The organism is Runella sp. SP2 (assembly GCF_003711225.1).
In the GTDB taxonomy this organism is placed as follows: domain Bacteria; phylum Bacteroidota; class Bacteroidia; order Cytophagales; family Spirosomataceae; genus Runella.
Map to the genome: position 1 here is coordinate 2,454,913 of NZ_CP031030.1, position 12,288 is coordinate 2,467,200.

The following is a 12,288-nucleotide window of genomic DNA, read 5'->3' on the forward strand; positions in this document are numbered from 1 at the left end:
CGTTCAGTTGAATACATTTCAAACTGAACGCTTTTTGTAAAATCGTTTGCTTTTTTGTATCGGGCGGGTTGTGAGCAACCCTTTACACACTTTGGGCGAGTTGTGAGCAACCCTTGGCACGAAGGGTTATTTTCTAAACTTCGTCACGCGTGCATCTTTAATCACCCCTTTCCAGTTGAGCCCGAATCCAAAATTATAAACGTTTCCATCGGTGTCTTTGTGGCAGGTCAAATCGTAAGGAACGTCTTCTGCCTGTTTTTCGACGGTTGTCATGTCCAACGGCATTTGCATTGGCAACAAAGCCGATGGCTCTGATTTACCCGCAATGGTTTCAATGATGGCTTGGTCTTGCACTCCAAAACTCAACAAAATCGCGGACGCCGCAGGCTCTATTTCCGAAAACACCATCGGATTGGTGGTATTGACCGATACAATCACAGGTTTCCCTTTCATCTTGGCTTTGGTATCTTGTACCAATTTCATATCAGTGTTGTTGGGCGTTTTTACCATTTTTCCCTTGTACGAACGATTCGTAAAGTTTTCTAGCGCATCGCCCCCCGCAATACTCACTTCGCGGGCGTCGGTGGCCGTATAGTCATTGTACTGCAAACTGATTGGGATGTAGCCATTGCCTCCTTTGGTTACATCTTCTTTATCATACCCAATGTTTGCTTTAGGGTTTTCGATAAAAACAAGGGCAAAATCGGCCTCGTCGGCATTGTCAGTAACGTTAAAATATTTTTTGACTATCTCCATATTTACAGGATAATCCTCCGACGCGGGCGTTTCCATTCCTAAGAAATTGCGGCTCGCGGCCACAAAACGTTTGGGTACGTACGCTGTCTTTTTGGAGGCAATCGGCAATGCTTGTCCGTGATTTTTCAACAAAACTATCGACTTCAACTGTGCTTCGTAGCCTGCTTTCATAAATTCAGGCTTTCCAACTGTGGCATTTGTTTGTTCAGGATTGAGGTAAGGATTTTCAAACACTCCTACTTGGAAAATATTTCTCAACAAACGAACCGCCGATTGCTCCATCCGTGCCCTGATTTTGGCCTCACCGTATTCTTTTATGCCCAATTGATACGCGTCCAAAATAGGTTTCATATCATTGACCCCGCCGTATTGATCAACGCCCGCCATCAAAGCTTTGTAGTGTAGTTCGGCCAACGTTAGGTTTTCAACACCCCACGATTTCCCGTCCATAAACGAGTCCATCGACGTGTGAAGTTTGGTTACGTTCCAGTCGGTACACACCACGCCGTCGTAGCCGTATTTGGTACGAAGCAAGTCCGTAATGAGGTATTTATTGTAGTTGTTGGCCACGTTTTCGTGGTTTTTCTTATCCTGATTCCACGAAATGGTGTAGTAAGGCATGACCGCCGACGCCATTTTTGTTTTTCCTTTTAACTTAAACGCGCCCTCGGTAAACGGTATCAAATGAGCGTCGAAATTATTACCAGGATACACCGCAAACTTTCCGTTGGCGTAGTGGGCATCTCTACCCGCTTCTCCAGAACCTCCTCCTGGCCAGTGCTTTACCATGGCATTGACACTCATCAAGCCCCAATCAGCCGACTGAAAACCTTCGCAGTATGCTTGTCCCAAAGCAGCAGAAAGTAGCGGACTTTCGCCAAAAGTACCATTGAAACGCGACCAGCGAGGCTCGGTTGCAATGTCAACTTGGGGCGAAAGTGCCGTGGTAATGCCCAAAGCACGGTATTCAGCCGCTGCGATTTTACCAAATTTTTCTACCAATATCGGATCAAACGTAGCTGCCATTCCTAACGAACTTGGCCACATCGAAATCTCTCCTCCCGATGCGGCGTCGTACTCTGCGCGCGAACGTGTACCGTGGCGTGGGTCAGAACTGTTGTTGGCAGGAATCCCCAGTCCAACACTTTCGCAAAACGCCTGCATTTTGTTGTTCCATTTAGCAGCAATTTCGGGGCTCTGGACGGTCGTAATCAACACGTGTCGGAGGTTATCGTCGGCCAAAAATTTCTTTTGCTGATCGGTCAGGTCAGTGGGATCAGTTTCACCCGCTTTAAACGGCTTTCCGTTGTAAGTCCCTGAAAAATAACCACCAGCACGGGCAGGAATCGACTGATGCGACGAGTAAAGCATCAAACCCGCAATTTGCTCTACGGTCAATTTTGAGGCTAAATCTTTCGCGCGCTCATTGTCTGACAAACGCCAATCTTCGTACTTATCAAGCTTCCCGTTTTTGTTTAAATCCTTGAAAGCAAAGCCATCAATCGTCAAAAGTTTTACTCCCGACGCAGGCGCATAGCCCAGTGCTTTACCTCCCTGATTTTGGACAAGAGTAAACCCTGCTTGGGAAGTTTCTGACCATTTTTGTTGGGCCAAAGTGGTGGTAATGATGCCTAAAAATAAGCAACCTGAAAGGGTAATTTTATTCATTGGTGTTTGGTCAATTTGAATGTATCATTTCGATACAATGATAATTTATATTCTCCAAAAAGCACAATTTTGTAATTGGTAAATCCATGATTTGGGTGGAAGAATCGGCAGATGGGGCAATTGGCTCGACTAACCTCTTTCACGTAAAAATCGGGTTTTGAGCAACCCTCAGCACAGAGAGTCGGGTTGTGAGCAACCCTTTGCACGGTAAAATCGGGTTTTGAGAAACCCTCAGCACAGTCAGCACGGTCACCACAATCTAAAAAATAGATAAATGTATAACTGTACCGCGAACTTTTCAAGAAATGTGCCTTTAGGCACTACCTCTTTGTAGTTATAGGGGCCTATTTTCTTATTTTAGTGTGCCGTAGGTACACAAGATTGGGTAACCCCTCATTATTCTACAAATGTTAAGCCTCTATGAGGCACAAAACCAAGTACTTATCTTGAAAAGTTCGCGTTAATTACACTACATCGTCACAACTATTTTGCTCTCCCCTCCTTTGGACGCTGTCTCTAACGCAGTTTGCAGTGCGCCAAATGGAGCAAAACTTGAGATAATTTTACTTGGAGAAACTACTTTTCGTTGTATCAATTGAATGGTTCGTTTGAAATCAGTTGGGTGATGATAAATAATGGAAGGCACAATGGTTATTCCTTCTCTTGCAATTTTTAGAGGAACAAACTCCGCAGGCTTTTCAGAAAGTCCTACCAAAACGATTTCCGCTCCTCTCGGTGCCGCTGAAGCAACCAAAGTCGCCGTCGCGGCCAAACCCGCACATTCAAACACAGCGACAACCTCCTGAGCCGTCCATATTGAAAGCAAAGTTTCGGCATCTCCATTGGCCGCAATTGCCCCTTCTTGAACAGCTTTTTGCAATTTGTTTTGGTTAATTTCAGTCACCAAAACCTGATACCCTAAACGCAGCGCAAGGTGGTTCAAAAGCAGGCCAATTGCTCCTAAACCCACAATTGCAATGGTATCTCCTGGCTTGGCAGAGGACGAAAAGAGGGCGTGAACACCCACTGCCATAGGTTCGATACAAACGGCGTCCTCATCCGAAATTTCGTCTGGAACAGACCACGCAAAATCTGATGGGAGGCAGACGTATTCGGCAAAACAACCGTTTTCGAGCAGACCCACTACGCGTTTATTGGAGCAAATATACCCGCGTCCACTTTGGCAAAATTTACAACGTTGGCAGGGAATATTGGGCTCAACGGCTACTCTTTCCCCTACTTTTCGACCTATAACCCCTTCTCCAACTTTATCAACCATACCCAGCCCTTCATGCCCAATGATGGTCGGTTTAGATAGGCTGCGATGACCCAAAAACAAATGTACATCGGAGCCACAAATCCCCACTTTGGAAAGCTTAATTCGTACCTCCCCAGCTTTAGGCTCGGGAGTATCAATTGTGCGTTGAACAATTTTTTTGGGTCCTTCTAAAAATGCTGCTTTCATTATTTTAATTTATCAGACTTTATGGCCCAAATACAAGCTCCCATGACTAACAATGGAATAGAAAACGCCACAAACAAGGCATTAATACCCATGCCCGCGTCGGAAAAATAGCCAAAAAGAAGTGGCCCTAAAATTGCCCCTACTCGGCCTATTCCAACGGTATATCCAACGCCCGTAGCGCGGAGGTGGGTGTCGTACAGTCGAGATAGCGTTGGCCAAATTCCATTAAAACCTCCTTGCACAAAAAAGCCAATCAGGAGTACTAAGCCAAAAATTAACCCAGTCGTCAGGGTTGAAAACGCATAGACCTGCATCACCCCAAAGGCGATTAACATAAACATCAGAATGGTTTGACGAAGCCCCAAACGGCTACCAATTCCACCCACGGAGGCTGAGCCAAAAGCAGCCCCAATGTTGAGCATAATCCCCACCCAAGTTGCCAATTCAAACGGCAAACCCGAGTCTTTGGCAATGGTTGGCACCCAGCTCATCAGGGTATAAAGTGTTAGGAAACCAAAGAATGCCGCCACCCATACTTTGATGGTACTGTCCTTATAATGAGGCAAGAACAACGCTTTTACTCCCACATTTTCTTGATTTTTGACTACAACGGGCAGCGCTTCTAAGTTTGGAAGCCCCATTCGTTTCAGCAGTCGATTAACAGAAAGTAACGTATCCGTAGTTGAATTTTGGAGCATGTAGTCAATCGAATCGGTCATGTAAAAATACACCAATAACCACATCAGCAATGAAATGCCTCCTGCCACCAAAAAGGCTGTATGCCAGCCGTACACTGGAATGTATTTTGCACAAAAAAGCCCCGTCAAGATTGCCCCAATCGGCCAGCCTGCCTGCACCAATCCTACGTTAAAATCGCGGTATTTTTTATTGGAAAACTCAGCAGCCGTAGCCGCCATGGTAGGCAAAATCCCCCCAATGCCAAGTCCTGTTATGAAACGAAACAGGAGCATCAGGCTATATTGATGCCCAAAACCAACCCCAAACATACCAATCGTAATCATCCCTACTGAAATGAGGAAAATTCGTCGGCGTCCGTGTTTATCAGCCAAGGGAGCAATCAAAAAACAACCTAAAGTCATCCCTGCCAAGCCCGCGCTAAAGATATAGCCCATTTCAACCTTGGAAAGTCCCCATTCTTTGATGATTTCAGTACTGGAAAAAGAGACAATGAGTACATCGATGCCGTCATTGAAGTTTAAAATAAAACAAATCGCCACCATCAGCCACTGAAAACGTGACATGGAGCGAGAAGCAAGTTCCTGATTTGGATTCATATCATTCTTTTATTGAGGCTGGAAGCCTCTTAATAGTCGTCACTCGGCAGAGCCAAGCGACTGCTATTTCGTCATAAGGTAAGCAACTGTCTAGCCTCAACTACGAATCACCACGATTAACAATTAACGGATAACAAATAACGCTACTCCACGAAGCCAGCCTTCGCTTTTTGCCCTGATTTCACCCAAGCTCTTAACTCGTCAAATGCTTGTCCCGTTTGCTTGTCGGTAAAATTGCAATGGCCTTGCCCATTGGTATATTTTACGGTAAAATAAGCCTGTTTACCTTGTTTCTGAAGTAAGTTTTCGTAGCTCACAATGGCCAAATCGGCAGGAATCAACTGGTCGTACATCGTATGCAAAGCCAACGCAGGTTTGTTTATATTGCCCGTACGGTCGTATTTATCAAACAAAGTATTCTGACTTACGGTAGCGGCTAATCGTTCGGCTTTTTGATTGACTTCTAACGCATTAGGAAAACGGCCATAGACGGTATTGGTATTGTCGTACGGATTTCCGCCTGCTTTTTGGGCAATGTCTCGCAGTACGCCCTCACCAAACGCCAAGGCAAAAGCAAGGTCATCGGGCTTCATGTCAAAATGTTTGGCAAATTCCACTGCAAGTAATGAATCTTTGGCGAAAATGGCTTTTTTCATGGTAGCTGCTTTCCGAAATGCCGCAAACATGGGCATGGGTTCTTTTGGTTTTGACACGTCAAAAATCTCGTGCAATGAGGTCGCAATGCCAGGAAAAAGTCCATTGAAAGTAGCAAACATGTCAAATTCTTTGCGGGTTTGGAGGTATATTCTTCCCGCCAACGGGCACATGGGGAGTCCCCCTTGGTAGTTTTGGCCAAAATTTTCGAGGGTAGCCAACGTAATTCCGCCTCCCATCGAATGGCCTGCCATAAAGGTAGAATCGGGCTGACCGTAAGTTTTGACAAAATATTGACGCAAAGCCTCCGTATCGTCCACTCCTTGCACCAAGGCCAACCCCTGAATTTTGTAATCAGAAGCGGCTACGGCATAGCCACGTTCCAAAAATGGAGTCATTCGCTTGAGCCAAGCAGGGTCTTGACTTTGGCGCGGCTTTGAACCCATAAATTCGTAGCCGTGGGCGTACATGACGAGTTTTCCTTTCCAATTTTCAGGAAGAAGAATGCGATACCGCGCCCCGTCGATGGCACCTGAGTCGATTTTAGAAATGTTTTGCGCCCCCAAACCCCCACCCCCAATGGGGGCTTGCAGTGCAAAAAGTGCAATGGCAAAAAATAACTTTTTCATTTGGTAAGTAGTTTTTGGGGAATTATAACCCCAACATTTTAATCGCATTTTCTTTCAAAATCAACGGCTTTACTTCTTCTTTAAAACCCGCATCTGCAAAGTCTTTCATCCAACGTTCGGGCGTAATCAACGGAAAATCTGTTCCGAATAACATTCTGTCTTTCAACAAGGTGTTGGCGTATTGAATAAGTTGTTTGGGGAAATATTTGGGTGACCAACCGCTCAAGTCGATATACACATTGGGCTTGTGCATGGCTACCGACAATGCCTCGTCTTGCCAAGGCCAACTCGGGTGCGCAATGATGATAGGACAATCGGGGAAGTCGATGGCCACATCGTCGAGGTGCATGGGGTTAGAATACTCCAATCGCAAACCGCCCCCACCTCTTACCCCACTTCCAAACCCCGAATGGCCGCTGTGAAAAAGCATGGGGAGTTTGTATTCGGCAATTACTTCGTACAAATGATACGCCATTTTGTCTTGCGGATAAAAGCCTTGCACCGTTGGGTGAAATTTGAAGCCCTTAACCCCGTAATTTTCAATTAAAACGCGGGCTTCGCGAGCCCCCATGCGTCCTTTATGCGGGTCGATGCTCGCAAAGGCAATCATCACGTCATCGTTTTTGAGCGCCGCTTCTGCTACCTCAACATTGGGAATCCGACGTTTTCCTACATTGTGTTCGGAATCAACCGTAAACATCACAAACGCTAGATTATTATCCCGATAAAAATCAGCCGTTTCCTGAATGGTGGGACGTTTATCGGACTTAAAGTACTTGGCAAACGCTTCGTCCAATTCTGGTCGATAATCGTCGTGCGGCTGACAACACGACACTTCCGCGTGCGTGTGTACGTCGATGGCTATTACTTTTTCGATGTCTATCATATTGCCTCGCAGCGGCGAACCGCCCTTTCCCCCAATGGGGGTATAAAGTTGAATTTATTTAGAATTCCCCCATCGGGGGTTAGGGGGCTTACGCCGTACCCCACACTTTGATGGCAGTGTTTACGACCAGTTCCATTTTACGCCATTGGTCGTCGTGGGTCATGTCGTTGCCGTGGTGGGTCGATGAAAAACCACATTGCGGACTCACGCACATTTGTTCAAGTGGCATGTATTGCGCTGCCTCGTCAATACGTTTGGCTAGGTCATCAATGCTTTCCAAGGCTTTAACTTTGGAAGAAATGATACCGAGTACCACCATTTTATCTTTTGGTACAAATCGCAACGGGGCAAAATCGCCCGAACGCTCGTCGTCGTACTCCAAGAAATAGGCATCCACGTTGATACTATTGAATAAAATATCGGCCACGGGCTCATAGCCTCCTTCAGCAAACCACGTACTGCGATAATTTCCACGACAAAGGTGAATCCCAACGGTAAGGTCTTTGGGGCGTCCATCAATCACCGAATTAATCAAAGAGGCATACGTACGTGGTAGTTCGTTCGGGTCTTCGCCACGTTCGACGGCCGCCGCTCGCATTTTAGGGTCGCAGAGGTAGGCCAAATTGGTATCGTCCAACTGCAAATACCGCAAACCTGCCTTGTACAAATGGTCTATTTCTTCGCGATAGGCTGCCGATAAATCATGAAAAAATTCGTCCATATCTGGATACGAATTGATGTCTATCGATTTGCGTCCACCGCGAAAATGCACCATCGTTGGTGAAGGGATGGATACTTTTGGCGTCTGACTTACGACCGATTTCAAGTAATTAAAATCTGCAACTTGAATGTCTTTTACGTGCTTTAACTTGCCCGTTACACTCAATTTTGGCGGGGTAAAGCCATCTTCAGCAGCTTTGGCGTTTGGATTGGCTTCAATTCCACCCGTCACGGTGACACCGTCCAGTTCTTTCAGAAAATCTAGGTGAAAATAATCACGACGAAACTCGCCGTCGGTGATGGCTTTCATCCCCGTAGCTTCCAATTTTTTTACGGTTTCAGCAATTCCAGCATCTTCAATAGCCCGAAGTTCTTCAGCCGAGATTTCGCCTTTTTTCCACTTTAAGCGGTTTTCTTTTACTGCTGGCGTACGCAACAAACTACCGACGTGGTCGGCTCTAAAAGGAGGGTTCATAGGAGTACAGTCCCCCCACCCCCAGTGGGGGAGTTTTTTGTTAAAAATAGCCCCCATTGGGGGGAGGGGGGCTTGTTATTTCGCAGCCATGCGGATGGCGCCATCAAGACGAATGACTTCTCCGTTAAGCATTTGATTTTCAATAATATGTTTTACTAAAGCAGCGTATTCGCGCGGCTGTCCCAACCGCGACGGGAACGGTACTTGTTGCCCTAAAGAGGCTTTTACATCGTCGGGCATTCCCATCAAAAGCGGCGTTTCAAAAATTCCTGGCGCGATGGTCATCACCCGAATGCCCATTTTGGCAAATTCCCTTGCAATCGGTAAGGTCATCCCAACAATACCACCTTTGGAGGCCGAATAAGCTGCCTGACCGATTTGCCCGTCGAAAGCAGCGACAGAAGCCGTGTTGATAATGACCCCACGTTCGCCGCTTTCGCCAGGTTCGTTTTGCTGCATCGCTGCCGCTGCCAATCGAATGACATTAAATGTCCCGATTAAGTTGATTTGAATAACTTTTGAAAATAAATCAAGTGTATGTGGTCCGTTTTTTCCTACGACCCGCTGGGCTGGACCAATCCCCGCGCAGTTCGCTACACCATTAATAGTTCCGAACGTTGTGATAGCCAATTCAATGGCCGCTTGTACGTGTTCTTCGTTGCTGACGTCCGTTTTCACAAAGCGAACACTCGCACCTAGTTGAGCTTCTGCTTTTTGCCCTGCTTCTTCGTTTACATCGAGTAATACGGCATTTCCACCATTTTCGACAATCATTTTGGCCGTTGCCAGTCCAAGCCCCGAAGCGCCACCTGTTACGAGAAAAGTTTTTTGTTGTATGTTCATAGCTCCCTGCCCCAGTGGGGGAATTTAAAGTTAAAAGCCCCTAAAGGCCGTACAATTTTTCCACCAAGTTAGCTCTATATTTCAAAACTGCACGCTGATTCAGCGAGCCTTTATCCGTAATTTCTCCCAAATCAATGGAAGGGGGTTCTAATGCAACGATGTATTTTACTACTCGACTAGCACTGCCAGTCGCCTGATTTTCAAGCCATACCAACATTTCATCCAAATAATTTGTCACTTTTGGATGTGTAAATACCTCTTCGTGGCTTGTTTCTAATTCTAAACCTGCATGAACTCGGCAAGCTTCGACGTTTAAGAACAAAATTGCCCCTACGTATTCTCTGTCCAAACCAGTCAACACTACATCCTGAACAATGGGGGAGCCAGCTGTCAATACTTTTGCTTTTAAAACGCCCACATTCACCCACGTCCCCGTCGAGAGTTTGAAATCTTCTGCAATACGACCATCAAATACAAGTCCTTTGTCGGGGTCATTTTCATCCACAAATTTGACGGCATCGCCCGTTTTATAAAACCCTTCTTCGTCAAATGCTTTTGCCGTCACTTCGGGTTCTCGCCAATACCCTGGTGTCACGTTGGGAGCTTTGTAGCGAGCCTCTAGTTTATCGCCGTCGGGGACTAGTTTCACCTTCATTCCCGCCACAGGCACGCCCAACAAGCCCGAAAAGCTTCCTCCCCAGCTGGCAAACATCGCCGAAGGCCCCGATTCGGTACAGCCCAAACCCGTAATGATGGGTACTTTTTCCCCCGTAGTTTCTGTAGCCAACTCCTCCCAACGGTTCCAAACTGGCTGCGCCAACGAAGCCCCTGCATAAAACAGGATTTGCAACTTCTTAAAAAAAGTTTCGCGAAGCTGAGGTTCACGGTCGAAGTAAGGAATCAGCATTTCAAACCCCTTAGGCACGTTGAAATAAGCCGTTGGAGAAATTTCACGGAGGTTTTGAACCGTCGTTTCGATGCCTTGGCGGGTTGGCTTTCCTTCGTCGATATACAGTGTCCCTCCATTATAAAGAGCCAATCCAAAATTATGATTTCCGCCGAAGGTATGATTCCACGGCAACCAATCGATAAACACGGGTGGCTCGGTTTTCATAAAAGGGAAAACCTGCGTTATCTGCTGCAAGTTAGCACACCACATTCGTTGGGTGTTAATCACCCCTTTGGGCAAGCCCGTTGAGCCCGACGTAAAGAGAACTTTAGCAACGGTGTCGGCATTGACTTTCTCAAACGCCTGCTGTACCTGCACAGTTGGTTCAAAGGAAAGTATCTGTGCAAAATCAACTCCTTCACTCCCATCGACAGTTACAAAAGTAGCATCAGGAAAAAGAGCCTTTGCCAACTCCAAGGCTTTGGCGTACATTCGTCCATTTTGAGCAAAAATCAACCCTGGGGTCATTAATTCGAGCGTATGGCGGAGTTTTCCAAAATCATCCGACACCAACGAATAAGGGGGAGAAATTGGCGAATAAGGGATTCCCACGTGTACGGCGGCCAATGCTAAGAGTGCATGTTCAAGACTATTCTCGGACAAAATCACCAAGGTTTTTTCTTCCGACAGTTCTAAATTCAGTAGATACTGCGCAATTCGCTCTACTTTTTGGAGGGTTTCGGCATACGTTAACTTTACCCATTCGCCGTTTTCATTTCGCCTTGCAATGAAGACAGCTTCTGGTTTTTGTATTGCCCAAAAGCGCAATTTCTCCGTTAGTTTTTCAGGATATTCTTCCAAAGGAGCCAAAAGTTCAAACTCCATAATACCGTCTGAGCGACGCTTTTTTTGAGTTTGGGTAGGGCCAAAATGAACGTTTTTGAAAAGCCCCGCGCGGCGTACCGTCCCAGCCCCCAACGGGGGAGTTATTTTAAAATTCATATTTTTCAAAATTAAAATTTAAAAATACCCCATTGGGACGGTACGCCGCGCGGGTTAGGGGGCAACTTTTTTAGCTCGTCCTTCCAAAAAATCACGCAATCTTTCTTTGGCTTCGGGGGCACTTTGGGCAATGGCGGCCATCAATGATTCCATCAACAGCCCCTGTTCTTGCGAAGCATCTACAATTCTTGGCAGCACCTGTACCAATGCAAAATTGGTCATTCCAGCGTTGGAGGCTACTTTTTGCGCCAGTTCAAGGGCTTTTTCTTGGCTTTTTCCTGTTTCTACTAAATATTGCGCAAGTCCAATTCGTTCCCCTTCTTCCGCAGAATACACGCGCCCTGTAAGCATCATGTCGGTCATACGTGCCAATCCAATGAGCTTGGGTACGCGCACCGAAGCCCCACCACCGACAAATATCCCTCGCTGTCCCTCAGGCAAGGCATACATGGTTGTAACATCCGCAACTCTAATATGACAGGCACTCGCAAGTTCCAAACCTCCGCCTACGACCGCCCCGTGCAAGGCCGCAATCACAGGCACTCGCCCAAACTGCACCTTGTCGAGTACCCGATGCCACATGCGGGAATGGTACACCCCTTCGGAGGCATTTCGTTCCTTGAGTTCGGATAAATCAAGTCCTGCGGAGAAATGTTTCCCTTCGCCATAAATAACCATGCACCGAACGGACGCGGGAATGGCATCCATTACTTTTTCTAAGTCTAGAAGCAGCGCATCGTTGAAAGCATTTCGTTTTTCGGGTCGGTTGAGTCCTACCAAGAGCGTGCTTTCTACGGCGCTTATTTTTAGAAGGTCTGAGGGAAAATGGAAGTCAACCATTATTCAACTATGAATTGATTTATTTCAACACAAAATTGAACAATAAAAAGAAGTTAAAATAGGAAAAATGTGGGCATTAGTACGCAATATCAATCATTTTTTAATTTTACAACCATATAAGACATATAAGGGATTATTAGAAAACAACTTATATGCTCTTATATGT

Annotated in this window: 9 protein-coding genes; all 9 read right to left on the reverse strand. The window is 46.2% G+C overall.

Going from position 1 to position 12,288, the window contains the following annotated elements; all coding sequences use genetic code 11:
* Window positions 1-126: 126 nt before the first annotated feature.
* Window positions 127-2,424, reverse strand: a complete 2,298-nt coding sequence (locus DTQ70_RS10395) for a glycoside hydrolase family 3 N-terminal domain-containing protein (RefSeq protein WP_122930744.1) — start codon at window positions 2,422-2,424, stop codon at window positions 127-129.
* A 469-nt stretch (window positions 2,425-2,893) separates the two neighbouring features.
* Entirely contained in the window at window positions 2,894-3,889 is a 996-nt protein-coding gene (locus DTQ70_RS10400) for a zinc-binding dehydrogenase (protein ID WP_122930745.1), read from the reverse strand.
* Window positions 3,889-5,184 (reverse strand): MFS transporter, encoded by a 1,296-nt coding sequence (locus DTQ70_RS10405; protein ID WP_122930746.1) that lies wholly within the window; start codon window positions 5,182-5,184, stop codon window positions 3,889-3,891. Before DTQ70_RS10405 ends, DTQ70_RS10400 begins: the two co-directional genes overlap by 1 nt.
* Before the next feature lie 143 nt (window positions 5,185-5,327).
* Window positions 5,328-6,467, reverse strand: coding sequence for an alpha/beta hydrolase (locus DTQ70_RS10410; protein WP_229600110.1), 1,140 nt, complete (start codon window positions 6,465-6,467; stop codon window positions 5,328-5,330).
* A gap of 22 nt (window positions 6,468-6,489) precedes the next feature.
* Window positions 6,490-7,353 carry an amidohydrolase family protein gene (locus DTQ70_RS10415; RefSeq protein WP_206019678.1) on the reverse strand — a complete coding sequence of 288 codons (864 nt, stop codon included), beginning with the start codon at window positions 7,351-7,353 and terminating at the stop codon, window positions 6,490-6,492.
* 88 nt (window positions 7,354-7,441) lie between these two features.
* Window positions 7,442-8,548 carry a 5-methyltetrahydropteroyltriglutamate--homocysteine S-methyltransferase gene (locus DTQ70_RS10420; protein WP_122934351.1) on the reverse strand — a complete coding sequence of 369 codons (1,107 nt, stop codon included), beginning with the start codon at window positions 8,546-8,548 and terminating at the stop codon, window positions 7,442-7,444.
* A gap of 75 nt (window positions 8,549-8,623) precedes the next feature.
* Window positions 8,624-9,391, reverse strand: a complete 768-nt coding sequence (locus DTQ70_RS10425; protein ID WP_122930747.1) for a 3-hydroxyacyl-CoA dehydrogenase — start codon at window positions 9,389-9,391, stop codon at window positions 8,624-8,626.
* Window positions 9,392-9,431: 40 nt separating this feature from the next.
* On the reverse strand, window positions 9,432-11,282 hold the full coding sequence (locus tag DTQ70_RS10430; RefSeq protein ID WP_122930748.1) for a feruloyl-CoA synthase: 1,851 nt from the start codon (window positions 11,280-11,282) through the stop codon (window positions 9,432-9,434).
* Window positions 11,283-11,336: 54 nt separating this feature from the next.
* Complete coding sequence (locus tag DTQ70_RS10435) at window positions 11,337-12,122, reverse strand: crotonase/enoyl-CoA hydratase family protein (protein WP_122930749.1); 786 nt, start codon at window positions 12,120-12,122, stop codon at window positions 11,337-11,339.
* Window positions 12,123-12,288 lie beyond the last annotated feature (166 nt).

What these genes read in the sequence shown, in the direction of transcription:
- DTQ70_RS10395 (WP_122930744.1), bottom strand. Translation starts at nt 2,424, where the DNA reads ATGAATAAAATTACCCTTTCAGGTTGCTTATTTTTAGGCATCATTACC.
- DTQ70_RS10400 (WP_122930745.1), bottom strand. Translation starts at nt 3,889, where the DNA reads ATGAAAGCAGCATTTTTAGAAGGACCCAAAAAAATTGTTCAACGCACA.
- DTQ70_RS10405 (WP_122930746.1), bottom strand. Translation starts at nt 5,184, where the DNA reads ATGAATCCAAATCAGGAACTTGCTTCTCGCTCCATGTCACGTTTTCAG.
- DTQ70_RS10410 (WP_229600110.1), bottom strand. Translation starts at nt 6,467, where the DNA reads ATGAAAAAGTTATTTTTTGCCATTGCACTTTTTGCACTGCAAGCCCCC.
- DTQ70_RS10415 (WP_206019678.1), bottom strand. Translation starts at nt 7,353, where the DNA reads ATGATAGACATCGAAAAAGTAATAGCCATCGACGTACACACGCACGCG.
- DTQ70_RS10420 (WP_122934351.1), bottom strand. Translation starts at nt 8,548, where the DNA reads ATGAACCCTCCTTTTAGAGCCGACCACGTCGGTAGTTTGTTGCGTACG.
- DTQ70_RS10425 (WP_122930747.1), bottom strand. Translation starts at nt 9,391, where the DNA reads ATGAACATACAACAAAAAACTTTTCTCGTAACAGGTGGCGCTTCGGGG.
- DTQ70_RS10430 (WP_122930748.1), bottom strand. Translation starts at nt 11,282, where the DNA reads ATGAATTTTAAAATAACTCCCCCGTTGGGGGCTGGGACGGTACGCCGC.
- DTQ70_RS10435 (WP_122930749.1), bottom strand. Translation starts at nt 12,122, where the DNA reads ATGGTTGACTTCCATTTTCCCTCAGACCTTCTAAAAATAAGCGCCGTA.